The 25717-nt window shown below is 40.8% G+C and carries 20 protein-coding genes and 1 pseudogene; 9 read left to right on the forward strand and 12 right to left on the reverse strand.

All coding sequences use genetic code 11. The features are described from left to right. Positions 1-26: 26 nt before the first annotated feature. The gene (locus F8R90_RS20395; RefSeq protein ID WP_196512193.1) at positions 27-401 is read right to left on the reverse strand and encodes a hypothetical protein; all 375 of its coding nucleotides are present in this window, start codon (positions 399-401) and stop codon (positions 27-29) included. Between the two features lie 694 nt (positions 402-1095). Here F8R90_RS20395 and F8R90_RS20400 point away from each other — a divergent pair. From F8R90_RS20400 to F8R90_RS20410, 4 genes are all read left to right on the forward strand, one after another. Further along, on the forward strand, positions 1096-3090 hold the full coding sequence (locus F8R90_RS20400) for a heavy metal translocating P-type ATPase (RefSeq protein WP_196512194.1): 1995 nt from the start codon (positions 1096-1098) through the stop codon (positions 3088-3090). A 111-nt stretch (positions 3091-3201) separates the two neighbouring features. Beyond that, complete coding sequence (locus tag F8R90_RS20405) at positions 3202-3879, forward strand: hypothetical protein (RefSeq protein ID WP_196512195.1); 678 nt, start codon at positions 3202-3204, stop codon at positions 3877-3879. A gap of 20 nt (positions 3880-3899) precedes the next feature. Next, positions 3900-4163, forward strand: a complete 264-nt coding sequence (locus F8R90_RS33885) for a hypothetical protein (protein ID WP_442946752.1) — start codon at positions 3900-3902, stop codon at positions 4161-4163. Next, positions 4066-4314 carry an ATP-binding protein gene (locus tag F8R90_RS20410; RefSeq protein WP_196512196.1) on the forward strand — a complete coding sequence of 83 codons (249 nt, stop codon included), beginning with the start codon at positions 4066-4068 and terminating at the stop codon, positions 4312-4314. Before F8R90_RS33885 ends, F8R90_RS20410 begins: the two co-directional genes overlap by 98 nt. A 384-nt stretch (positions 4315-4698) precedes the next feature. Here F8R90_RS20410 and F8R90_RS32985 read toward each other — a convergent pair whose 3' ends face one another. Beyond that, on the reverse strand, positions 4699-5502 hold the full coding sequence (locus tag F8R90_RS32985) for a hypothetical protein (RefSeq protein ID WP_230966525.1): 804 nt from the start codon (positions 5500-5502) through the stop codon (positions 4699-4701). 288 nt (positions 5503-5790) lie between these two features. Then, positions 5791-6261 (reverse strand): annotated as a pseudogene (locus F8R90_RS33890) (hypothetical protein); the annotation flags it as partial. 585 nt (positions 6262-6846) lie between these two features. On the opposite strand from F8R90_RS33890, the gene F8R90_RS20420 reads away from it, so the two are divergent. After that, positions 6847-7890, forward strand: coding sequence for a caspase family protein (locus tag F8R90_RS20420; protein WP_196512198.1), 1044 nt, complete (start codon positions 6847-6849; stop codon positions 7888-7890). Positions 7891-8291: 401 nt separating this feature from the next. On the opposite strand, the gene F8R90_RS20425 is transcribed toward F8R90_RS20420, so the two are convergent. Further along, entirely contained in the window at positions 8292-9380 is a 1089-nt protein-coding gene (locus F8R90_RS20425) for an aromatic ring-hydroxylating dioxygenase subunit alpha (RefSeq protein WP_196512199.1), read from the reverse strand. 338 nt (positions 9381-9718) lie between these two features. Here F8R90_RS20425 and F8R90_RS20430 point away from each other — a divergent pair, with 338 nt between their 5' ends. Next, entirely contained in the window at positions 9719-10144 is a 426-nt protein-coding gene (locus F8R90_RS20430; protein ID WP_196512200.1) for a heavy metal-responsive transcriptional regulator, read from the forward strand. Between the two features lie 227 nt (positions 10145-10371). Here F8R90_RS20430 and F8R90_RS32995 read toward each other — a convergent pair whose 3' ends face one another. From F8R90_RS32995 to F8R90_RS20445, 3 genes are all read right to left on the reverse strand, one after another. Then, entirely contained in the window at positions 10372-10518 is a 147-nt protein-coding gene (locus tag F8R90_RS32995) for a hypothetical protein (protein ID WP_230966529.1), read from the reverse strand. Between the two features lie 100 nt (positions 10519-10618). Beyond that, a complete protein-coding gene (locus F8R90_RS20440; RefSeq protein WP_196512221.1) occupies positions 10619-12895 on the reverse strand; it encodes a heavy metal translocating P-type ATPase in 2277 nt (758 codons plus the stop codon). Between the two features lie 160 nt (positions 12896-13055). Then, positions 13056-13253 carry a heavy-metal-associated domain-containing protein gene (locus F8R90_RS20445; protein ID WP_196512202.1) on the reverse strand — a complete coding sequence of 66 codons (198 nt, stop codon included), beginning with the start codon at positions 13251-13253 and terminating at the stop codon, positions 13056-13058. A 388-nt stretch (positions 13254-13641) separates the two neighbouring features. Here F8R90_RS20445 and F8R90_RS20450 point away from each other — a divergent pair, with 388 nt between their 5' ends. Further along, the gene (locus F8R90_RS20450) at positions 13642-15081 is read left to right on the forward strand and encodes an RtcB family protein (RefSeq protein WP_196512203.1); all 1440 of its coding nucleotides are present in this window, start codon (positions 13642-13644) and stop codon (positions 15079-15081) included. Positions 15082-18597: 3516 nt separating this feature from the next. Then, the gene (locus F8R90_RS20455; protein WP_196512204.1) at positions 18598-19053 is read left to right on the forward strand and encodes a response regulator; all 456 of its coding nucleotides are present in this window, start codon (positions 18598-18600) and stop codon (positions 19051-19053) included. Positions 19054-19091: 38 nt separating this feature from the next. On the opposite strand, the gene F8R90_RS20460 is transcribed toward F8R90_RS20455, so the two are convergent. The 4 genes from F8R90_RS20460 to F8R90_RS20475 all read right to left on the reverse strand — a co-directional run bounded on the left by F8R90_RS20460 (position 19092) and on the right by F8R90_RS20475 (position 23096). After that, a complete protein-coding gene (locus tag F8R90_RS20460) occupies positions 19092-20216 on the reverse strand; it encodes a hybrid sensor histidine kinase/response regulator (RefSeq protein WP_196512205.1) in 1125 nt (374 codons plus the stop codon). A 36-nt stretch (positions 20217-20252) separates the two neighbouring features. Beyond that, on the reverse strand, positions 20253-21587 hold the full coding sequence (locus F8R90_RS20465; protein WP_196512206.1) for an ATP-binding response regulator: 1335 nt from the start codon (positions 21585-21587) through the stop codon (positions 20253-20255). Between the two features lie 116 nt (positions 21588-21703). Beyond that, positions 21704-22135, reverse strand: coding sequence for a response regulator (locus tag F8R90_RS20470; RefSeq protein WP_196512207.1), 432 nt, complete (start codon positions 22133-22135; stop codon positions 21704-21706). A 295-nt stretch (positions 22136-22430) separates the two neighbouring features. Beyond that, positions 22431-23096, reverse strand: coding sequence for a hypothetical protein (locus tag F8R90_RS20475; RefSeq protein ID WP_196512208.1), 666 nt, complete (start codon positions 23094-23096; stop codon positions 22431-22433). A gap of 321 nt (positions 23097-23417) precedes the next feature. Here F8R90_RS20475 and F8R90_RS20480 point away from each other — a divergent pair, with 321 nt between their 5' ends. Beyond that, positions 23418-24140 (forward strand): response regulator transcription factor, encoded by a 723-nt coding sequence (locus F8R90_RS20480; RefSeq protein WP_196512209.1) that lies wholly within the window; start codon positions 23418-23420, stop codon positions 24138-24140. 96 nt (positions 24141-24236) lie between these two features. Here F8R90_RS20480 and F8R90_RS20485 read toward each other — a convergent pair whose 3' ends face one another. Next, entirely contained in the window at positions 24237-25601 is a 1365-nt protein-coding gene (locus tag F8R90_RS20485) for a lipid-A-disaccharide synthase-related protein (protein ID WP_196512210.1), read from the reverse strand. Positions 25602-25717 lie beyond the last annotated feature (116 nt).

The following is a 25717-nucleotide window of genomic DNA, read 5'->3' on the forward strand; positions in this document are numbered from 1 at the left end:
ATAGTCGCTACAAGCGCTACTCAATCTTAGTACACCAAGTTTCCAGTACCGCGCAACTGCCGCAAAGAATTTACACAGTATGGACAGTCACATTTAAATAACTTAATTGCAGCATCACTTTCCTCTTCAGTAAAGTTCAACATGGCAATATTCTCATCTGATACTGATGTGGCAATGGTTGAGGAACGTGTAGAGGTATACGGTTGCGTTCTCTCTGAATCTCGAATGCACACAAAATCTGTTCCGCCATGTGGGTTAGTGATACAGGTGCGACCATCTTGTGTGTGCAGTAATCGCTGAGTAATACTAGCATGAGCAGGATTAAGTACCGCCAGCGTAGACATCAGCGACACAAAGATTGAGGAACTGGAAAGCAAATTCAGGATAATTTTTTTGTTCATAGATTTCCTTGAGAAAATTGTCTACTAGCTTAGGGTATTCGATTCACTTTCAAACTTCAAGTAAATTTTTCCTAAAATATAGCTAGCTTGACACTTGTTACCCAATAAAGTTCCATCTCTACCCAGTTTGATCACAAGTTAATTGCTACAGCAGACTTCAAAGTTAAAACAGGCTTTATGTCTGGATTGGAAATCTCAGTTGTATAGTTCAGCAAATTTAAATCCGCTGTAAGTTAGTGAACGTGAATGATTGAATGTTTGTAGTAAGTGGCTCTAGCCGCTTACTATGAGCAAACTTAATTAATTTTATATTGCAGAACATAGTTTGATTTATTTTTAGCGAATTACTTATATTCTTAAAATAGTGATTTTTTGCTTGATGTAAGTATAAAAGCTTAATTAAATTAAAGCTTTTAGTCAGCGGCTATAGCCCTTTTAAATATTATGCATAGTGAGAAATTGCTCACTACGAACAAAAGTTATATCTTACATTATTTTATATAATTAAGAACCAATATAGCTATCTTGACAAGATTATAAAACTTAATTTTAACCAAAAGATAGTTTAAATATATAGCAATAAATTTGATATAGATTCTCGTTCTTAAATTCTCAACTTGTAAAAACTCTTTTTTTTCATTACATTTGTAAAAAGACTCATATATTAAGTAATTTACCAGCCTCAACAGAAAATATGAAGCGAAAACTACATTCAGAATCTTCAGGTTGTTGCAATGGTGAACATCACCATCATGAGAATCATAACCATGATCATAATCATAGTCATGATGAGAATCATAACCATGACCACAATCACGAACACGGTAGTGAATTCAATCTGAAAAACGAAGTATTGCCTTTGGTGGTAATTTTAAGTTTGTATGCGCCTGGTGTAATTTTTGAAGACCAATTACACAATACATTCTACTCTATAGGTGAATATCTGCTTTTCATACCTGCTTATTTATTAAGTGGATGGAGTGTTTTAAAAACTGCTGGGCGCAATATACTTAAAGGCAGAGTATTTGATGAAACCTTTTTGATGACAGTAGCGACACTCGGAGCGATCGCAATTCATAAGTTACCCGAAGCTGTCGGAGTCATGTTATTTTATAAAATTGGGGAATTATTCCAAGATATTGCCGTTAGTCGTTCCCGTAATTCCATCAAAGCTTTATTAGAAGTACGTCCAGACTATGCCAATCTTAAAACAGATAAAGGACTCAGTAAAGTATCGCCAGAAACAGTAAATATTGGCGAAGTTATTGTTGTCAAACCCGGAGAAAAAATCCCCTTAGATGGTGAAATTATAGATGGAAATTCGCAAGTTGATACATCTGCATTAACTGGAGAGTCTGTACCGCGAACGGTGAGAATGGGAGAGACAGTTTTGGCTGGAATGATCAATAAAATGGGTGTTCTCAGCATTAGAGTAACAAAACTATTTGATGACTCTTCCATTGCTAAGATTTTAGACTTGGTACAAAATGCCAAAAGTAAAAAAGCAGAAACAGAAAAGTTTATTACTAAATTTGCTCGATATTATACGCCAATAGTAGTTTTTATATCTCTAGCAGTTGCATTATTACCTCCTTTCTTGATTTCTGGCGCAACTTCATCGCAATGGGTTTACCGTGCCCTAATTCTACTAGTGATCTCCTGTCCATGTGGACTCGTTATCAGTATTCCATTAGGTTACTTTGGAGGTGTCGGAGGTGCTGCTAGACGTGGTATTTTGGTTAAAGGTTCTACTTTTTTAGATGCGTTAAATGCAGTCAATACAGTTGTTTTTGATAAAACTGGAACGTTAACTCACGGGGTATTTAAAGTAGCACAAATAGTACCATCAAATGGCTACGATGAACAAGAATTATTGCAATTAGCTGCAAAAGTAGAATCGCACTCAAATCATCCCATTGCTCAATCTATCCGTAAGGCTTATGGTGGAAAAATCGATGAATTTGAGGTGAGAGATTATGAAGAGATAGCAGGCTATGGAATTAGAGCCAAAGTTGAAAATAGGGTAGTGATAGCGGGAAGCGATCGCCTATTACATAGAGAGAATATTGCTCATGATAATTGCCAGTTAGAGGGAACAGTTGTTCATCTAGCAGTAGATAATATTTACGCTGGATATATTATCATTGCTGATGAACTGAAAGAAGATGCGAAACACGCTATTCAAGCACTTAAGAAAATGGGTATAGAGAGAACGGTAATGTTGACAGGAGATAATCAAGCGATCGCTTACCGAATTGCTCAACAACTTGGCATAGATAGCTATGAAGCAGAGTTATTACCCGAAGAAAAAGTTAATGCCATTGAGAAGTTACTCAGCAGCGCCGGCAAGCATGGTAAAGTTGCCTTTGTTGGTGATGGCATTAATGATGCGCCAGTGATTGCTAGAGCAGATGTTGGTATGGCGATGGGTGGCTTAGGCTCAGATGCAGCGATAGAAACTGCCGATATTGTCATCATGACAGATGCACCCTCAAAAGTGGCAGAAGCAATACAAATCGCCAGAAAAACCCGCAAAATTGTTTGGCAAAATATTGGGTTTGCATTAGCAATTAAAGGTGTATTTATTGGATTGGGTATTTTAGGCGTAGCGACAATGTGGGAAGCTGTGTTTGCTGATGTGGGAGTAGCTTTACTAGCAATTTTCAACGCAACTAGAGTAATGAAATAAAATTTTTGGAAAATCGGGAATCCGTAATTGGGAATTTGTAGTAGTTAAAACTGAAAAGCAATAATTGAATATATTAAACACTCCCAAATCGGATTCCCTTAGAGGTAGACTGTGAACCCATCTATTAAAGGTATCGTTACGGCTGCGTTAGCTTTACTATTAACTAATTCAGCAACCCCAGTAGTTGCATTACCCCAGAAAACTAATCAACCGCCAACCGATGCGCGTTCCCAACCGTTAAAAGACACCTTGATTATTCCTGGGGAAAGAGTGGGGCCGATAACACGCACAACCACCAGACAAGATTTAGTGAAGCTGTTTGGTGCATCCCATCTCGTTGACAAAACCATTTCTGGCCCTGAAGGAATCGGTAGTTTTGCAGCTACTCAGGTAAATCTAAATCAGGGACGCACTCTGCTAGTAGTTTGGAGTAATAATACTCGTACTAAACCATTAGATGTGCGTAACCTGGGTTCAGCTTGGAAAACCCGCGAAGGTATCGGTGTTGGAACGCCTTTAAGCGAGTTACGTAAGAAACTAGGTGATTTTAAACTCTATGGATTGGCGTGGGACTACGGCGGTACTATTTTGTTAGATAGTAGCCGATTATCTAGCTATCAGGGCAAACTTATCCTGCGAGTGGATACTGCTGCTAATGCTTACGAAAAGTTTCCCAATGACTACCAAGCGGTGTCTGGAGATACTACTTTTTCCTCTAGCAATCCCCACTGGAAACCTCTGGGAATCAGGCTAGCAGAAATTATCGTTGTATTGAATCCAAGTGAGTAGTGGTATGCTAAACATCTAGTTTGCTTGCTTATCGAGAGCAGACGCGAGCTTTTCGGAGATTTATTGAGACTCATTCAGTAGCAGCATTTCTAATCCACGGTTCACTATATTATGGTCAATGCTGGTTATTGAATCGGTTAGTAGCACAAAATGTCCCCAATATCATGACGGGGAAGATTGTACGAATTGAACTCAGTCCTATTGCTCGGAAAAGTGATAGTGCTGCATTGTGGCGTGAACTTAGGGGTAGAGTTGGTCTGGGTAGACAAACATGCATCTGCTAGTGAAATCAAAATTGAACTGGTGTATGAACCGACGCAATGTATTTTGCGGGTTAAAGATAATGGACAGGGATTTGAGACAGATAGTTTGTCTACTGTTAAAGGTTTTGGATTGATGGGGATCAAAGAACGTAGCGATCGCATTTCAGCGTAGTTAACAATCCAAAGCATTCTAGGACAAGGAACGGAAATTACAATACTAATTAACCGAGAGTAAGCAATAATACCAAAAAAATGATCAAAAAAGCCTCAAACCTAGATAAAAACGTTGGTTTTTGAGTGCCTGCTATCCAGGGAAGTAGGCACTCAAAAACCAACTAGGGAAAGGGTTTGGGACTTTTTGGAGAGGTCTATTGTCTGTGTTCAAGAAAGTTTGAACCCACTACCCTTGGTATTAGTAGCGCCACGGTAGATAGCCGTCTGTACTGAGATTTATTTCCCCCTCCAGTGTAATCCTTGCTCAGTCGCCAAGATTGATGGAAAGTTGGTTTTCCTCAGGTGTGGTTTGTGACCAAATCTACAGAGCTTTGACAATTTTTCACTGGAAACCAGCAGGAGGCTGACTCAGTCGCCAATAGTGGTGGAAAGTGGGTTTTCCCCAGGTGTGGCTAGCCACCACAAACGCGCCGTTGTTACAACTACCATTAGAACCTAGGGCATAGTCGGGGAATAACTTCGGTTGGATGGCGTAAGTGTCGGGATCACTGCTGACTGGAACCAATACCCAGGACTGCAAGCCAGTTTCCTTTTGTTCGCGCTTTTGCAAAGTTGTTTGCGCGAGATACCCCGGTTTGGCTGGTGCTTGGAGATACAACTCCGCCGAGCCACCCAATTCTTTCTCCCAGGTCTTGATGAGGTAAGTTCCATCGGTTTGCTTCTCCAGAACCCACAGGTATCCTTTTGCCCCTGCCCTAAGATCAGGAGGATCTTGATTCCATATCTGAGTCTGAAGACCGACAGTGGGAAAGTAACCTTGTGCTATGAAATAAATACCCGTCACTTGGTGAATCAACATCCAGTTACCGGAAACATCATCTGGGCGTGGCATTATAATTTCCTCATCGAGTGGTACTGTAATTTTGACGGTCTTGCCGCCAACGACTTCTCCATCGGTAACGACATCGAGGGAGCCGTTGAAGACCTGATCCTCGTAGGTGGCTGGTACGGTGCCAATCCAGGAAACGTCAAAGCTAATTTCATGGTCTTGGTCTCTGCTGAGGGGACCGTAACCGGCGGCTGGTGCGATCGCTTGCACAAAAGGTGCCGTGGCACCGCTGGCTACCAGACTGACGTTCCCGATCGCGGTGATCTGTGCTGCTAATTCAGCAGTGATCGTCTCCACAATCGTATTTGCACTGACACCTTGGACAATTTTGCCACCTGTGGCCTTGGCGATCCTTGTCCCTTGTCCCTGGGTGCCGCCCGGATCGCCGCAGAATGGCTTATACCCAATAGCTTTCGCTTTCGGATCGTCGTCCAGCCCCGCCGGAGCGCCGTCGCTTCTCAAGCTAAGGGCCAGCACCTTGATCTTCTCTGCGACTAGCTTATCGGTAACCGATGCCTCGGTGATGTCGTAGGATAGGTTGGAGATTTGCTTGCATACTGCGTCGTGACCGGCGGCGTCACCAAACCAGACGATGATCCGCTTGGAATCTGCGCGCCAACCGATATTGCCACCTGGTGGTTCGGCAACCTGATCAAGAGCGTAGAACTGAGCCTCTGGAACGTCCTTACCGGAAGTAGTCCTCCAGTCAGCTACTGCCGCTTGGATCGCGGCGGTGTTGGTACTCAGGCTATGCTGGTGCGCGAAGGCGTAGGGATGTTCGCCAGTAACCGGAGCCGGAAAGTCTTTGTATTCGCCAACCCCGAACTGGACATCGGCCCCTAGCTCTCCGATTTGGGTTAGGACATCCAAGATCCCAATTTTGACAGCGTCAATCGCCGCCTTCATGCTACTGGTCGTATCTGCGAGAAAATAGACATCCACTTTGGGGACTACCCCAGATTTCGGGATAGTGACTTTCACCACTTCGGCGAACGTTTCATCTATGGACAGAGTCAGATCGTTCGTTGCAGGTGAAACCTGAATCGGAATACTCATTAACTTGAATAACTCCTTTGATCAAAAAATTTTGCCTTCAAAAGGCACAATTCCCAAAGGTTTTATCTGATTAAACTCCTTGCTTTTATTCGGTAATTTTTAATCAGAAATAAGGAACAAAAGCTCCTCAAACTTTTGCTTTGGCAAGAGGTCTATTGATGAGCTTGTCAGACTCTGGAATTGACTATACCACTATAAATGGATGCCAATTTTCTATTGGTACAGAAAAGTTTACACAAATTGAAATTGAGACAAGAAAGAGAAATTTTTATGGACTCAAATCCAAGCAGGACAAGTAATTGCCGCTATTTTATTACTCTCATGAGAGAATATTAAAAGCTTGTTTCTCCCTATTTGGTTCTAAACAAAAATTTTTGGCTTTGTTGATCAAGCGAGGCTTTGAAAAAGATTCAATGTCAGCATTTTATTTTTATTTGTTCAGAGATATAAAAGAGGATTATTATGGATAATAAACCGTTTGATAACTTTGCTCAAATCAGAGGGTTAGTCAAAAAAAACGAGTGTGAATTACTTTTGTTGCCTGCATCAAAGCCTACTGATTGACTCACCTTTATCACCCATCGCATGACAAATCAAACTTTTACCAACGGTTATGCATTACTCATTGGCGTAGGTGCTGATTTACCAGTCACAGTCAAAGATGCAACGGCTATACAAGATATACTGATTGATCCAAGTCGCGCCGCCTATCCACCAAAACAAGTCACACTGCTAACCGAAACCTCTGCAACTCGGCAAAATATCCTTGCAGCTTTTGACCAAATCATTGCCCAGATAAATCAAAATTCTGATGCAACTGTCATCATTTACTACTCCGGTCACGGTGGACGCATCCAGCGCACCAATGAATACTTCCTTGTACCATTCGGTTATGACCCCAGCCAACGCGCAGACACAGCAATCTCAGGTGTAGAATTTACCCAAAAAATTGAAGCAATTACAGCGCGTAAACTCGTAGTTTTATTAGATTGCTGTCATGCTGGTGGCGTTCCAGCTTTGAAGGAACCAGGGGAAACCTTTGTAAAATCACCCTTACCGCCGGAACTGTTAAATGTGCTAGGAACGGGAAGCGGTCGAGTTGTGGTTGCTTCTTCGCGGGAAGACGAATATTCCTACACTGGTCAACCCTACAGTGCTTTCACAGATTGCTTGTTGGAAGCCTTGCAAGGTAAAGCAGCGGTGAATAAGGATGGCTATGCACGTATTCTTGATGTTTTAGTTTACTTATTTGACCAAGTGCCAAAAAGAGCATCAGGGCCGCAGCACCCGTTTGTAAATAAAGTGCTGGATTTGGGCGATAACTTTCCCCTTTGTTATTACGCTGGTGGAAGTAAATTTTTATCTGGTGAAGCCGCAACTATTGAAGCTAGTGCAATTTCTACTAGTTTAACTCCTGGACAACGACGGCGATCGCAACAAAAACTAGACGCACTTCAGGCAGAATTTGACATCCGCAGCGAGAAGTTTAAGCAGATGAAGAAAGCTGTAGCAATTGAGGCTGGTACGGCAGTTAAGTTTCAATTAGAACAGCAGCTTCTTGATGAAGAGGCAAAACTGGCACATCTTAGCGATGAACTGGATAAAATTGAGTCTGCATTGCAATCATGAGACTATGTAAATATACAGTTATTTGGCTGATGAAAATCGGGATTTCCTAACCCAGAAAACAAGGAAAACAGAGATATTAAGTTAATCGGTGTTTGTTTATACTATTTCAGTTTTTTGTTGTGGTTATACTGATGACTTAGGTTCTACCTGGGAATTAGGAAGTGGCTTTGCCACTTCTTTTTATTAATCTAGTAGCCCAGTAAAAAATAAATTAAAAGTTAAAAGTAATTTCATTGAACGAACTTTTAACCTTTGTGCATTATGCTGGGGTTGACATCAAGGTGTCATAAGCAATTGCATGTAGCCAGTTAAGATTTAGACTGCACGCTCCGGCTTGTTCACAAAATTCTAGATATGTCTAGCTTTAAGTAGGTTTTTCGGAGCGGCATATAGACATGATATTAGTCATTACTCATTGTATCTTGCCATCTCTCACGCTTGGGCTTGCTCTCCACATCGCGCGATCGCGCTTCTTGCCAAGTCCCCCACGTTAGAGCTTGTTGTCTTTCAACATGGTTAATAAACTGCATGATTGACTGATCTGCTTTGATGGGAGTTTTCAAATCAAACTGAATTGTTTGGAGAATCTTAATGTCACCCATGAGAAAGTACTTAGCTGCAATCTTAGTCAGCCATAGTACAACTCGATTGCATAACAAACCAAAAATTCCTTTACGTTTTTTAGTCATCAACAGAATTTTACCTTCAGTTTTTCCCCCTTCGTGGAGGCGAACTGCAACCATCATGTGGACATGGAAAAAATCGGGACCAAGTGTCACAATGCCAATGCTTCCGTACCAATAGCAAATACTGTAAGTTATGGCATTTTTGTAGAAAAGACGGATGAGCTTAATCAAAAAGGAATTGTCTTTGATGGGTGTAGTGTTACTGAAGACAATCGCATTCTCGTTCAGTTCCTGTCTTTCAAAGATAATTTCTATTGGCAGCTTGTGAACTGTATTGAGGTGTTGAGCATCAATCGCATTAATCATCACTACATTGGGATGACAGTTCATCACAAAGTGAGAATGAATGGCAACATCATACTCTTTTTGTTCCAACTCTGGAATAAAAGGTAGGGGTTGTTGTGGTATTTCTCCAGTCCAAACCCAAATCATCCCATACTTTTCAGCAGTCGGCCAAGTTTGTAACTTTAGGGAAGGCGGCGTATCTAAACATGGGATATCAATACACATCCCTTCAGCATCAAACTTCCAGTGGTGAAAAAAACAACGTAGTGCATTACCCTCAACTTTGCCTTCAGCAAGGTGAGCGCCCATATGCGGACAATAGGCATCAAAAGTAGTTACTCTTCTGTCTTTACCACGGTAGATTACTAGTTCTCTGCCCAAAATGGTGACAGGTTTTACTTCACCCACCCGCAGATTTCGAGAGGGTATTACCCAATACCAGCCCTCAATAAAACGCTCTGGATTATTGAAAGTTTTAGGTTTACGGGTTGAGCTAGAAGCCTGCGAGTTGAGATTCATTTTTATGGTTTCACTTGAGGTGAAGCAGTTGATCTAGAAGTAACATGAGAACTATAAAAAAACAGTTACTTTCAGTACCATGACAAACCGTTACTCAATGAATAACTCAAATTAAATAAGCAAAATCTTGGCTGAAAAATACTAAGAATGTTAAAATTATGCTAGTCAAATATCATCTGGTGTAAGCTAATATCTATTCTGAGTGGATATTTTAAAGATAAAAATTTAGTAATATTTTTAATTAAAAAATTCAACTACTGAATTTTGCTAAACTCTCTAATGATTTAATAAATCAGGAAAATATGTAATAATAATTACAATATTTGGGAAAATCTGCCGTGTTAACTCAGGAGACAAAACTGCTTTTAATTGGTCAGGTAACAGATATGAGCGGAATCCCCATCAGGACAATTCGCTATTACGAGAGTTTAGGCTTAATCAAATCATCAAGACGAACAGAGGGAGGCTTCCGCCAGTTTTCATGGGATGTTCTAACTCGTCTAGGGTTCATTAAAAGGGCACAAAATCTTGGTCTTAGCTTAGAGGAGATTGGAAATATTCTTCAGGTCTATGACCAAGGACAGGCTCCTTGCGGTGAAATAAAAGAAAAGCTCGAAGACAAGCTTTTGCAAATTGATCACCAAATTAATCAGTTGTTAACTTTACGGTCTGAAATAAAGGGATTACTTTCAGGCTGGAAGAATATTGGTGACCACCATGAAGATACAATTTGTCCCATTATTCAAAATACCAGTCAGTGCTGATACCAATTATTTATGAAACTGCACAAACTCAAGCTTGGTGAAGCAAGGGGATTGAGCAACTGGTTTTGGAGTAACCTCATAGGTAATCGGTATGAGTGCTGATAAATAGAAATACAGCAATTTCTTCATTATTTACTCCGAATATTTAACTCCTAGCCTCCTTAAAAAAGGGTCTAAAAGCATCTAAAAGTCTTTGATACATCACTAACGACTTTTAAAACATCCTTTTAGGATTCAGGACCTTTATAGAGGAGAAACCACCACAACTCTATTCCAATCAATGCTAAACCACCGATCGCAACACCAACTTTCAAGCCCAAAGGTTGCTCGATATGGTGAAATTGGCTGGTTTGTTCTGGCGAATGGGCCGGCATTTCTGCTAATACTACGTCCGATGTTCCAGTGAGCAGCACTAAAGCTGTAAGACTTCCCCAAAGCGTTTTTTTACTGAACATTTCCTTAATTACCCTGAAATTATGAGATAGCTTTTGGTTGAAAGTTACGCAATCTGAGGGCGTTGCTAACAACAGAGAGTGAAGAAAGAGCCATCGCAGCGCCGGCGATAATTGGATTGAGTAACCAACCAAAGATGGGGAACAGAATTCCAGCCGCAATTGGAATACCAATGACGTTGTAAATAAAGGCAAAGAAGAGATTTTGCTTGATATTGTTGATAGTGGCGCGACTAAGTTGGATAGCTGTCACAATTCCTTGCAGGTCTCCAGAAATCAGGGTGATATCGCTAGCTGCGATCGCAACATCTGTTCCCGTTCCAATAGCAATTCCCACATCAGCTTGTGCTAGGGCTGGCGCATCATTTATGCCATCACCTACCATTGCGACAATTTTGGATTTAGGAAATTTCTCTATCTTCCCTTGTAAAGATTGGATAATCGCCGCTTTCTGATCTGGGCGCACTTCGGCAAAGATTCGCTGGATGCCAACTTGCCCCGCGATCGCATCAGCAGTTTTACGATTATCTCCGGTCAGCATTACTACCTCTAAACCTAACTTCTGTAAAGCTTTCACCACTGCTGTTGATGAAGGTTTGAGGGCATCAGCAATACCCATTACCCCTTGTAGTTCGCCATCTACAGCAATCAAAATGACTGTTTTACCAGCGGCTTCCCATGCATCTTTATACTGCTGGAGAGTTATGGTGTTAATTCCAAGTTCTGTTAACCAGCGTTGTGTACCAATTTGTACAAGCTGATTTGACACAACTGCTTGGACACCACTACCTGCGATCGCTACGAAGTTCTTTACTTCTATTAAACTCACCTCTTGAGACTGGGCGTATTTCACAACTGCTGCCGCCAAGGGATGTTCAGAATTGTGTTCCACCGTTGCTGCTAACTGTAAAAGCTTGATTTCATTACCATTAGCTGTACCGTTGACAGTCACAAAGTCTGTAACCGTGGGTTTCCCCTGAGTTAAAGTGCCAGTTTTATCTAGAACGATGGTTTGAATTTTGTGTGCTAGTTCTAAGCTGTCCGCACCCTTAATCAAAATGCCATTTTCTGCACCTTTGCCCGTCCCCACCATTACAGAAGTGGGGGTAGCTAAACCCAAAGCACAAGGACAAGCGATAATTAGTACGCCTACCGTTGTCATTGTTGCGAGGGTGAGGTTGCCAGTGAAATTAAACCAAATGACGAAAGTGGCGATCGCAACGGCAATCACAACTGGTACAAACCATCCTGTAACTTGATCTGCCAAGCGCTGAATTGGTGCTTTAGAACCTTGGGCCTGTTGCACTAGTTTGACGATTTGAGCCAAAAACGTATCATTTCCGACTCGTGTCACCCGAAACTGAAATGCACCCGCACCGTTAATTGTCGCCCCAATCACTTCATCTCCTGGCTGCTTTTTGACTGGCAAACTTTCACCCGTCACCATCGCTTCATCTACCGTCGAAATGCCTGCAATCACTTCGCCATCTACCGGAATCTTCTCACCAGGACGCACTAAAATCACATCGTTGATTCTGACTTCGGCGATGGGAACATCAATTTCTCTACCATCACGGATAACTCTGGCATCTCTAGCTTGCAATCCGATAAGTTTGCGGATAGCTTCAGAAGTTTGTCCCCTAGCGCGATTTTCTAACAACCGCCCCAACAAAATTAAGGTAATGACAATGGCGGCAACTTCATAATAAATATGAGGTATCAAGCCCTGAGCAATAAAAAATTTCGGGAAAACAGTCACAAACAAAGAATATAGATACGCTGCACTTGTACCCAAAGCAATCAGCGTGTCCATCGTTGCCGTATGGCGCTTGAGGCTTTTCCAGCCATTACGGTAAAAAGATCCACCACACCAAAAGACGACGGGTGTTGTCAGCACTAACTGTACCCAAGAATTTTGCAGGAAACTTGGAATCAAGGATAAGTTCAGCCCAGTCATCATGGGCAATGACCCCAAAAGTAGGAAAATGCTGATTACACCTCCCACCACTACCTTGAGGGAGAGTTGGTGTTGTAATGCTTGCCTAGTCGCTTTTTCAACATCATCTTCCTCAGAGAGCAATTCTTCCTGGAGTGAGTAAGAAGAGTATCCCGCAGCAGCGATCGCAGCTTGGATTTTCTCTAAATTTGCTAGAGAGCGATCGTACCTGATGGCGGCTTGTTCTGCTCCAAAGTTAACGTTGCAATCCCTTACCCCTGGTACAGAGCGAATTGCCTTTTCGATGTTGTTAGCGCAAGCGGCGCAACTCATCCCTCGAAGTTTGAGTGTGAGAGTATCCATAACTAGATGAACCACTGTGATTGATGTGGGAGGATCTTAAAGTAATTCGTAATTAAATTATTTGGGGATTTAGACCCCAACTCATTCAAGATCGCCAAGAAAGACAATTACACGCGAGTGCTTCGTCAAAAATTACGAATTACGAATTACGAATTACGAATTAGTTAGCAACTGGATAGCCAGCAGCAGCCAACGCTTCTTTAATTGCTGTTTCTGATGCTTGAGTTTCTACACTGACAAGCTTGGTTGTTGGATCAGCCTGAACGCTAGCATTGGCATCGACTGCCTGAAGTGCTTTGGTGATGGTGCTTGCACAAACAGAACAAGCCATGTTGGGAACTGTGAGTTGGAGAGTCATAGATTTACGGGATAGAGTGGAAAAGCTAGCCAAACCAAAGTCGATGACTGCGGGACATTCGCCAACAGTCAGAAATTTCTGGTTGAGAGTCGCCTTAAATTCATCCTAGACTCTCTAGCCGGCTGGAGAGTCTAGAGATTTTTAAAAGTTTTTAGCTAAACTTCAAATTTATTTACAGATGTAGTACAAAAATTGCTAAAAATACAATATGTTACAAAAGACTTGTTTTCCGATGCAAGTGTGTGTTATCAAGGCTAGATAACATGTTGTTTTCCCCACAATTCTGGGAAAATAACCCTCCGCACCACTTGAGACGCGGCTGCTGAACCCAAGTCTCCTACTCTCTTCACAACAAAGAGTCTTTTTTAAGGCTCTATTTGGAGTTTTCATGCAGCCAAAAAATTTAAAACGTCTCCTGCGTGCTTTAGAGCGGCAGGGTTTGGATGTAAGTTACAGCAATCGTACTTATTCAGTTCGTTTACTTAATTCTTCTGATGCCCCTATAGCAGAAGTGCTACTGCCAGAAGGCTTCCCGGTAGAAGCTAAGGCGTTGAAGCAGTTAGCGAATTTAGCAAGTGTCCGCCACCCATCTGGTGGATGCGTGTGTCGTGCCTGTGCTACCCCTGACTTTCACCCAGGTGATGCGGGTGTTGCCATTGGTTCAATTGTGGAAACTGTGGGTCAGGTTATCCCTGGCGCTGTCGGTTCTGACATCAATTGTGGAATGCGCCTGCACGTTGCTGATTTGACAATCGACGAATTCATGGCAAAGCGCGACCAATTCGTAGAAAAGATGAAGGGGGATTACTTCTTTGGTACGCGTGATGTGACAATGACTGCTGACGCAATGCGATCGCTATTTCAGTACGGAGTTCCCGGTTGGCTGGATGCCATGCTAGTTAAGCCTACAGGGAGTGTAGTTAAATCTGATTTACAACAACTTGCCCAAGAAAGCGATCGCATCTTCTTAGGTGGTTCAATGGATGGTGACTGGAAACTTGCACCTGAAGAATTGGTTCCCGATGCTGGACTGGTACGCGATGGCGGACTGGCAACCATAGGCGGCGGAAATCATTTTGTAGAAGTGCAGCGAGTTGATAAAGTCGAAAATCGCACCCTTGCCCACGCCTGGGGAGTGCGCGAGGGACAACTGGCTTTTATGATTCACTCTGGTTCCCGAAATGTGGGTAAGTATATTGGGGGAATGTGGCGAGATAAAGCTAAGGCGACTTGGCAAAAAGGTCTGAAGTACCCTGATTCTCAGATTTTTCCTCTCTCTACTTATTCTCACCCCGAACTTGTCGCCAGTTACCTACAAGCTGAAGCCACTGCTGCTAACTATGCCTTTGTCAATCGCCTGCTGTTAGCTGAACTGCTACGTCTGCGTTTACGAGAAGTATACAAAGATGTAGAAGCACCTCTAGTTTATGACTTGCCCCATAACATCACCTTGCCAGAAGGTCAGGGATGGGTAACACGCAAGGGCGCTTGTCCCGCTCATCTAGGGCAACCAGTGATTATTCCTGGTTCAATGGGTGCTGATTCTTATCTAATGGTGGGTAAAGGCAATCCAGCATTTTGTAATTCTGCCTCACATGGGGCGGGAAGAATTTATTCTCGTTTCGACCTCAACCGCAGGGGTGCATCTCAAAGTGAGGCGGAGCTGGGATTAACCGGGGTAGACTGCATTACCCTGCGTCAAGAACGCCGAATTGAAGAAGCACCCGCCGCCTACAAACCGATTCAGTCTGTGATTGATGTGCAGGTTGAGGCAGAAATGGTCAATATTGTAGCGCGGTTGAGTCCGGTGTTGACGTTTAAGGCGTAGCTGCTAAATAAAAAGCCCCTGGCTAATACCAGGGGTATCCATCTTTATTCCCTGATATTAGAATCGCATCTGTGAAGCTATGGTAAATCCGTATTAATGCAATTACTGCATAATTTCGATGATGATTTTGCAATCAGCTAGTTAGATAGGAATTTACTCAGCATCATTGATGAGAGCGATATCTACGACAGGCTATAACGCTCGCAGACTCGCTAATCTCCCCTTCTCTACGAGACGCTGCACGAAGGGAGAAGACTCGTTATCGGTGTCGCTTCTTTCTCTTCACTTGCTGACAAAAAAGGTTTAGCACTCAGCTAAACCTCATATTTAGTGCTTGAGCAGACATCCCAAATTAATTTAGACTGACTTTTCTAGCAGTTCATCTTCCTATAGACTGTATCCAAATATCTTGAAAACTGATACACAATTACCTGATCAGTCATAATAAAAGGCTTGGTTAAACCAAGCCTCTATATATACCAAGCATTTACTACACCAAGATTAATTTAGACCGACTCATACTTTAGTTCATCTCCCTATGGGCTGTATCCAAATATTTTTAAATCTGATATAACATTTCCTGGTTGTTTATTAAAAAAAGGTTTGGCTGTGAACCAAACCTCAATAATTGCTGTGCTTAACAACGTACTAAATTAATTTAGTTCTACTCTATATTACAGATCATCATCCTAGAGGATGTGTATAAATATTTTGAAATCTGGTATTGCTTTACTTGGTAAAAACATTCACTTTTCAATTTAAAAATTGATGAAAAAATATACAAAACATCTACCTAAAGTATGAAAAATACTTGGCTTCAAGCCAAGCCTCCATATATATATACCAAGCGTTTACCACATCTAGTTAATTTAGAATTAGGTTGACTTCAGTTCATCTTCCTAGAAGATGTATACAAACATTCTAAAAGCTGAAGCTCTCCTTATCCCATCAGACATTAGAGTCAGAGACTCAATGAATGCATTCCCAGTCTCCGACTGGGAACGAGTCAAGCCTTATCAAGCTAGGTTTTTAGGACTTGTGTGTACACCGTAGTTATTCCAAAGGGAAAGGCTAGCGCCTGCTGTAGGGGCCGTTCAAGCAAGCTACAGCGTCTCTTTTAGGAGAAGGGCTGTAGGGAAATGACTCGAAGAGGCTGGGCTATTGTCCTTGGTCTCAGCCCTTCTCTATGAGGCGCTACTTTGCATTGAGTAATGGCTCGCTATCGCCAGATTTGAATCCCCAAGGTGGATTCTGACAATTTATACCTTTATTGTTTCTCATAAATCCAGCAGATAACAATCTCGACAAACAATTTACTTCTACTCGGATAAAAGTCTATTTTCCACTTATCTAAGTTTTTATAAAAAAAACCCTGGGTATTATTCCAGGGCACATACACGTTTTTCAGGCATTAACAGGCTGAATAATAACTTTGTAAAATAGTTATTTCTACTATCCATAGAATGATACGAATATCAATCCATATATGGTAATGGTAGTTTTTTGTTGCTTAGTCTATTTATAGATGGTATTTTATAACACTAACCCAGTAGATTTTGATGATATTTACTATTCCTTTAGTACCAGATCAAACATTCTATAATCTGATATTAATCTCTTAGTGATATAAGGTTAGATTCAAAAATTCTAGAGTAAGTACTTTATTAACTATTTATACATTTCACTTGCTGAGTGCTACTCACGAAAAAGGCATGGCTAAAAGCCACGCCCTATATATACCAAGTGTTTACCATACCTTGCTAATTTAGAATTACTTTGATTTCAGTTCATCTGTCTATAGTGTGTTTACAAAAAATCTACAACCTGTTGGCAAGTTAATAATATATTTATTGCTATAAAAAAGGTTTCTATAAACTTAAATATTAATCTGGCACCAGTGCTTTATATAATTTCTATTAAATTATACCTCATGATAGCGTACTTAAATAAAAACATGGAGTGAGAAGTATAATCTGTAAATTCGGTTAACACAGCTAGTTATATCAATAAAGGCTTGGTATTCAACGAAGCCTTAAAGGTTGCTTGAAAAGGGGTTAGCTATGATTTTAGGTATCTTATTGATCCTCCCAAGCACCCTTTAAAATAGGGGGTTTGGGAGAAGATAACAAATATTTAACACATCAATAGAAACTTTAAAAATACCCTCTTAGATAAGGGTAAAGTTTATCAGCAGAATTTAGATATTTTACTTTATCAAGACATCTACCGTTAGGTACTATACAAATATTCTAGAAGCTGTTAGTACACGATTATAGTAGCCATGAAAAAGGTTTAGCACTCAGCTAAACCTCCATAGAAAGCAGTTATTCGACACACCAGAATTAATTTAGAGCTACTCTAACTTCTGGTCATCTTCCTCTAGGGTGTGTACAATAATTATAAAATCTGGTACGTAGCAACATCAACAATATAGGAATTAATTTAACCCCCTTTAGATAGAGAAAAGTTTAAATATATTGGATTCAAAATAAAATATATCACATATCAAATTAACATGCAGTAATGCTCTAATTTAATAAAAAAATTAGCCAAAGTTTTATGCAATCAAAGTATTGCATAAAATTTCAAATAATGCTGTAATTAATTCATGTTATTTCAGCTTATTTAAATCTCTTTTAAGGCATAAAAACATAACGAAAATTAAATGTAATTTATGGGAGAATCTTGCGATCGCTAGCAAGTAGATAAACCTAAATAAACAATACTTGGTAGTAAGTAATAAAAAATTTTACCTGGGTTATCTAATACTCACGATGTTGACCTACTTATCAATTTTCTGTAATATTGTGCTTTATTCAAAGCTCGGCTATTGCCGTCCCTCTTACCTGTAAGGTTAAGGTTTAATTATCCTGTTTATTGATATTTTGTAGCATACAATACTAAATAAAATATCAATAATCTAGAAACAAATTTCTGCATCAGCGTAGCCTGTCGTAGACATCGCACTATGCTAAAGTAGTAAGCATCCTTTGATAAACAATCATTGTCAAAAAGGAAACAATATATAATGAACATCTACTTCCTTTCTAGAAACTATCAAAATTAATCTCTTGGTTTGCTTACTAGTAAAAACTTATTCAATCGTCTCTGTACAAGCAATTAAGATGGTGTTAAAATTTTATTCAGTACGCCAAAACCAGTACTGAATTTAACAGTTAATAACTTTAATTACTTACTTTATTCAGTATCTTTAAAATTTAAAACCATACACAGGTCAAGCGATACTGTTATAAATAATCATATGATATTTCTATATAAAGTTATTATGAACATACTGAGAAATTATTCTGTAATTTTGCGTATAATCAAAAAGTATCTGCTAAACCTATCAGCTTGAGGTTTTGTTATCTCAGCTATTTTTGCATGGGTTAGAGTTATCAACTAGGCAAAAGTAAAACACAAACCAATCTTAACGAAGCACTATTTTATTGTTCGCAGGAAGCCTCGTCTTCCCAAGTAAAGACGATAACTCCTAATAAATCTTCTGGAGAAGAGATGTATTTGGCACATTCATTCATGAGTGATGAAAAGAAGCAAAACTCTCACCAGCCTTTGATTTTGGCAGTTGAAGACCATGATGATAGTCTTTTGCTGATTAGTTATGCTCTTGAGTCAATGGGTTGTAGATTTATTTGTCAAACAGATTCTTCTGCAACGGTGCTGGTGGCTAAAGAATATCAACCAGACTTAATCTTGTTGGATATTTTGTTACCAGGTCTTAGCGGTATCGATGTTGTGCGTCATCTGAAGCAAGAACCCTTAACTTGTACAATTCCAGTAGTGGCAGTCACAGCTTTAGCTACCACGGATGATCGTGAGCGTATTTTCAAGGCTGGATTTAATGATTACATCAGCAAACCCTATATGCTTGAGGAATTAGAGGCTATAATTCGCCGTGAACTGGGGGAAAAATTTGCCCCTTACTCAACTTTTGAGCTTTGTCAGGATTAGCAGTCAATCAGAACAATATGAAGGTGAAGGAGAAGAACTTAAATATTTTTAGGTAGTTGGAGAGTGAACAGACTACCTTTACCTAGTTCAGAGGTAACCTGGATAGTTCCTGCGTGCGCTTCTACAATCCGGTGGGATAGATGTAGCCCTAAGCCACTACCTGAGCGTTTATTTTTGCCTTGGCGAAATCGCTCGAAAATTGTTGCCTGATCTTCAGGCGCAATCCCATATCCTGTATCTTCTATCTCAATTGTTACTGAATCTTGATTTACTTGATTAGGTGACGCTTCAAAAATACGAATTGTTATGCCTCCGGTATCTGTAAATTTGATGGCATTTGCAATCAGGTTGTTTAGCACCCGCCGTAATTCCAAGCGATCGCCCATAATAACACCAGCATTTTTACGCTGTGAATCTAAATCAGTGGTATCTATTTTTAGAATCAATCCTTTTTCACTAGTTAGAGGACTGAGTTCACTCACTACTTCTTGAGATATCTCACGTAAATCGCATACTTCCCAATTCAACGTTTTTTTACCTGCCTCGAAGCGATATACTTCTAGGAGGGTATTAACCATTTCCATCAAATTTTGGTTACTGCGAATCATAACTGCGATCGCCTGTTTCATTTCCGGCGAAATTTTGCAGAATGTTTCCATCTCAAACAAACTCAACATCCGATCGGCCGCTACTAAGGGAGTTCGCAAATCATGAGTCAGACGAGAAACAAAGTCTTCTCGTTGGCGGGCCATTTTTTGTTGTTCATCCAGACTGTGCTTGAGACGCAACAGCGATCGCACCCTTGCCAATAGTTCATCAGTATCAAATGGTTTGCGAATAAAATCGTCAGCACCAGCATCCAAACCTTCGACAACGCTGGATTCGTGAAAGGCTGTAATCAACAGAATTGGAATATAACTGATTGTTGGGTTCTTTCGAATCCGACGCGTGACTTCATAACCATCTATCCCTGGCATCATCACATCTAACAAAATCAGATCAGGCGGAGATTGTTCAACTTGACGCAAGGCCTTTATGCCATCTGAAGCCAAATCAATTTCATACCCCTCACTTTCTAAAATTGTTTGAACCAAAATGAGGTTATCTCGAGTATCGTCAACTGCGAGAATCCGATAAATTCTATTATTTTCAACTACAGACATAATTTATAAATTTTTATCGGTTTTTTGGGAAGTAATTTATAGTTTAAATTTAGGATATCCTATTGGTGCTTGTCTAGCTTGGGAAGAGGAATGATGTGGATTTTTCGCAGAGCAAAAAATCCCGTCACTATCTAACTGCAAAGCTGGAGCATCATCTGTTATATTCGGTAATGTTATTTGACGGGGCAATTCAATTTTAAACATAGAACCGATGCCCAATTTGCTCTCAAGAAAAATTTTGCCGCCCATCATTCGCACTAGCGAATCTATAATTGCCAAACCCAAACCTGTACCTGGATATTTGCGAGTAATAGTTTGATCGACTTGTCGAAATGCTTCAAAAATACGTTTAAAATCTCTGGGTGCTATGCCAATACCTGTATCCCGAACAATAATTGCCACTCGATTTGCAGGTAGTTCCTTAACCTCAACCCAAATCTCGCCAAACTCTGTGAACTTAATGGCGTTGGAGAGCAGGTTAATCAAAATTTGTTTGACTCGAACAGGATCATTAAATACCAAACTATTTTGCAAATCGGTTTCCACTAACAATGAGAGATTTTTGGCATCAGCTAGGGAACGCATTTCACCTACAGCGAGATTGATGACCTTTGATACATCAAATATTTCCGCCTTTAAGTCTAATCTTCCCGCCTCCAGTTTGGAAAAGTCAAGCACTTCATTCAGCAGCATCAGCAAATGCTTTCCATTATTCAAGATGCGCTCAATCATATCTGCTTGCTGGTGAGTTAATTGACCAAACTTAGGACGCAGCAGTATCTGCGAAAAACCAATAATCGCATTCATCGGCGTTCTGAGTTCGTGAGACATAGTTGCCAAAAAATGTGATTTTAGTAGTGATGCCTCCGATAGCTTGAAGTTTTGCATTTGAATCTGTTGCTGTTGTCTCTCCAATTCTTGGTTCTTATGAATGAGTTGTTCATGACTTTCTCTGAGCTGCTCTTTTACTAAAGCTGCCTGCATTTCAGCGCGATAAATCCGAATTGCACTCCGCAATACCTGTGCCAATGTCTCTGGAGATATCCTAGACTTAGATAGATAGTCTGTAGCACCAGCTTTCAATAATTGCAAAGCAATTTGTTCATCTCCTTGACCAGTTAGGACTACTAAAGGTACTTTAATTTCCGAAGAACGTAACTGTTGAATCAAGGTTAGCCCGTCTTGGTCTCGTAAGCGATAGTCGAGGAAAACACAATCATAGGCAGTAGTGGATAAGGCAGAAAACGCATCATGGCCATCGCCTACTTCAGACAGTTCCATCTGAACACCTGCTTTAGTCAAGGCATCACGGACTGCCATCCGGTCTACTTCCTCATCGTCTACAACCAAAATTTTTAGCGTCTCTTCCATCGGTTTTTATTTTTGCCGCCAAACATAGGTTGATGTATATCATTTCTCTTTTCAGATTATCCAACTAAATAAAGAATATAAGATTTTCGGACATCTAAAATCTGTAACTTGATTGACTAAGACATTTCGCACAATATCCAATACTTGTTGAGCGTTGCCCTAATCTCTACAAACTTATGGAAGGTTAAAGGCTTTAGAATATATTTAGCTAAATTTAAGTTTTCAGCTTTCACTTGCTGTTGATCTTGATTTAAGACCGTCATTACAACTCCAGAAGTTACTCTCCATTGCGGGTCAGAACGTAATTCTTGCGGGAATTCGATGCCACCCATCTTTGGCATAGTCAAATTTAGCAAAACCAAGTGTTGCTTAGTGGTAGTTTCGGGATGCTGTCCGTGATTGCTGTGCAACGTTATTAGTGCCTCTAGCCCATTTCTTGCAAGGTGAACCAGATTCATAGTATTAACTTTCTTGAATGCCTGCTTGACATTCATCACATCAACTTCGTTGTCCTCCACTACTAGTATGTTAATAACTCTTTTGGGCATTTTCTTGGATTAAATTCAGCCTGTTGTATCCTATATCTAGTAAATTAACCAGAGTATTGCACTTTAACTTCTAGCAATTGACCAATGCTTCCAAATCAATTAGCAATTAACAAACCGAAAACTATTGCTCTGAAGACAGCAAACATAGCTGATATAAAGTAAAATACAATACTTTACTAAGCTTAAAACAATTGTAAATGAGTGAGCTAGCGACCGTCGTCAGCCATTGGTGAGAGTTGCATACCATTATCGTGTACCATAAGCTTGAGCGGTTTTACTTATCAGATTGCTTAGATCAGGTAAACAAGAAAGTACTACCTATACCGATTTGTGAATTTGAAGTAATCCTACCTCCTGCAATTTCGACAATTTTCTTAATGATCGCCAGACTTGTGTTAGCATTTTCCGGGCGATCGCAGTCTCGCACTGTTTGGAAAATTACCAAAACCTTCTCGTAAATTTTAGGAAGAATACCAATTTCTTCCAATCCTTTTGGTGTTAAGAAGATTAGTTGTCCACTTTGATTGCTGAAGGGTTGAACTTGTAAGCCGTAAGTTGCCCACCATCTGGACACACGAGTGATTACAGTTCTTAGTTGTGCTTGAATTCCTTTTGAAATTGTCGACCATCGAGCCTGACTTTTCACGTTATCTGGAAAAACCAACGCCAGACCTAAAACCCATAACCCTACAAGGATTAAGGGAAAATTCCCAGCTTTTCTCCTTGAAGGGGAGAAATTTGCCAAATCCCGTGAAAAGTCAGACCAGCAAGCTTCCCACAAAGAACGACGAATTACCTCGTTACTGGCGATTCCACCAAATTTTAAGGCCGTCCGATTTTGTTCCATGAGTATGTCTATTGGCTCCATCAATTCGATGAATCCAAAGGTTTGGTTAAAAATCGCTCGAAACCATCGTTTACTTTTTCGTAAGGCAACTTTGACTTTTTGTAATTTGTCCATTTTTGTAAGCTTTTTTGAAAGCTTTATACAAGATAATAGTAATTAACTAATGGAACATGGCAGCTGAAAGCTGAATTTTGAGCAAGGGAGGAGTAATTTGGCATTCGTCTCAATATTTCATACTTTTTATGCAAGTATCCATATATCTCCAGCTAGATATGTCCTCTATCTAAATATAAAAAAGTAGGATATTTATTATTTCTATCGGTGGATGCAGAGAGGTTGAAATATCATCTATCTTTGGTTTGGGAAAATATAGAGATAGTGCTTACAAAAGGTAATACTTTGAAAGATGCAAACAGCATAAGAGCGAGTGTAGCGATGAATGAAATTAGCATTATTTTAATTGAAGATCATGACTTAACGCGAATGGGGCTACGAGCGGCATTACAATCCCACAGCGCCTTGAAAGTAATTGGCGAAGCGGCAAATGCTACCCAAGGACTAAAACTTTTGGAAACGGCAAAACCAGATGTAGCTGTTGTAGACATCGGTTTGCCTGATATGGATGGCATTGAACTCACCCGTAAATTCAAACGCCACCAAGCTGAAACTGGGCAGACGGGAACCAAGATTCTCATCCTGACAATGGATCACACAGAGGATGCTGTACTTGCAGCTTTCGCGGCGGGTGCTGATTCTTATTACATGAAAGAAACAAGTATCAGTAAATTAACTGAGGCAATTCAAGCAACTCACGGCGGTAATTCTTGGATTGATCCGGCAATTGCCAACGTGGTATTGCGGAAAATGCGGCAAGGTATACCTGGAGAAAGCCAAAGTTCTGACAAACCGAAGACTGTAAAAATCGAGGCGCTAGCGTCAGAATATGAGCAAGTTTTGGAAACATACCCGCTGACTCAACGGGAATTGGAAATCTTAGAATTGATTGTAGCTGGGTGTAGCAATGGGCAAATTGCCGAGAAACTCTACATTACAGTTGGTACTGTAAAGACCCATGTTCGTAATATTCTAAATAAATTATGTGCCGATGACCGTACCCAAGCTGCTGTAAGAGCTTTACGTTCTGGGTTGGTGGCTTAAGGAACTGGGGAGATGGGGGAGATAAGGAGACAAGGGGACAAGGGGACAAGGAGAATAACCATCCCCAATGCTTAATGCCCAATGCCCAATACCCCTTCAACCCAACCGTTCCTGCAAGCAATCAGCAATCCGTCGTGCTGCTCCCGATTTTCCCATGCGTCGCACACCATTTTCGGCGATAATCTGCAAAATATCAGGATCTTTGAATAGGGACTGTACAACCTTCGCAACTTCTGCTGGCTGCTCGACTAAAATCAAAGATGAGCCTAAAAGACGACTTTGAGCTTCTGCAAAGGCAGGATTATATTGGGGCCCATTACCGGAAATTGCGATCGCAGGTTTCCCCAAACCGATAAACTGTTCTGTGGCTGTACCTGCCATTGCGATCGCTATATCTCCCAAATGCAAGCAATCATTATAGGCTTGTTGTGTCAGCAGTAGATAAGCATTCCTTTGTTTAAATGTCAAGATATTTTGATCGGCAATTTGGATAGGACATGCTGATTCAGTGCGCCAGCCTTGGGATTGCACGCTTTGGGATAAAATATTAGAGTCGAAACCTGGAGCGATCGCACCTAAAAACACCACTGTGCCAGAAGTGTAAAATACCGAATCTCGCTCTTGGAAACTTGCCATCAACGCAGATACGGCAATCATAATTGTTTCCCAGTTGCTGTATGCCTCCGGTGGACGGGAACCAGGAAGAAGAGTCACCATGAAAGGCCGAACTATCTCTTGCTGTTGACTATCCTGACTATAAAATTGTTGGCGTGAAAAGGTCGGTTCTAGACCATCCATCATGGGATTACCCAAATTAAAAGCTGGAATTGGCCATTGTTTTAATGTTTCCGTCGTCAGCGCATCTCTAGGAAACACTGCCTTACAACGGCGACGACTCATTAACCAACGTTCCCAAGGATGGTAAACTGAACCGGAAAAGTTTTCCCAACGCGCATTTTTAGATTTCCGTGGTAATAATCCAGCTTCATCCCGCACATAATATTCAGATTTCGCCGTACCAACAAAAGCATAATTAGCGCCACTGAAAGTTGCAAACAACAGCGGGACAATATCTCCCACAGCTAAAATCGCTCTTTTATTACCTAATTTTTTTTGAGAACTCACCCAACGGCGGACAGCTTTAATCTGACTGAGGGTTAGTTGCAATAAACCACCGCGGACATCGCGCACTAATTGGCGGTTATCCATATAAATAAAGCCGCCAGAAGGCATAGTGCGGACTGAACCAATGAGGGGAATATCCAACTCTTGGTAAGCACGTCCTTCACCCACCAGAGGTAAAGCAAATATCTCTGGTGGGTTTGATTGTCGTTGGAGTTCTTGCAAAATCCGAACTGCAATCATATCTTCCCCATGACCATTACTTAATACAAGTAACCGCAGAGGAGAAGTTGCAGCTTGGGAGTTAGAACCTAGAGATGACCGAGATACATTACTCATAAGAAACAAAATATCAAAATTAACTGTCTGTTGGGGTAAGAGGTATAAATAGGGAAATCGGCGAAGAAGCTGGAAGTTAGTATTATCCCTATTCGCCAGCCTCACTACAACTAACT

The sequence above is a fragment of the Nostoc sp. NZL genome, assembly GCF_015714705.1.
Taxonomy (GTDB): Bacteria; Cyanobacteriota; Cyanobacteriia; order Cyanobacteriales; family Nostocaceae; genus Nostoc; species Nostoc foliaceum_A.